This window comes from Limosilactobacillus mucosae (assembly GCF_046939755.1).
GTDB lineage: Bacteria > Bacillota > Bacilli > Lactobacillales > Lactobacillaceae > Limosilactobacillus > Limosilactobacillus mucosae_A.
On record NZ_JBKZAY010000136.1, the window covers coordinates 1 to 200 of the forward strand.

The window sequence follows — 200 nt, forward strand, 5'->3', positions numbered from 1 at the left end:
ACCTCATCTCAATAATCGTTCGCTTGTTGGGTCTATAGCTCAGTTGGTTAGAGCGCACGCCTGATAAGCGTGAGGTCGGTGGTTCGAGTCCACTTAGACCCATATATGGGGAATTAGCTCAGCTGGGAGAGCACCTGCTTTGCAAGCAGGAGGTCATCGGTTCGATCCCGTTATTCTCCATTGCCAGTCGTTTGACTGGT

At 51.0% G+C, this 200-nt stretch carries 2 tRNA genes; both read left to right on the forward strand.

The features are described 5' to 3' along the window. Window positions 1-28: 28 nt before the first annotated feature. Window positions 29-102, forward strand: a tRNA-Ile gene (locus tag ACLUWI_RS10550). Between the two features lie 5 nt (window positions 103-107). Then, a tRNA-Ala gene (locus ACLUWI_RS10555) sits at window positions 108-180 on the forward strand. The last annotated feature ends 20 nt before the right edge of the window (window positions 181-200 follow it).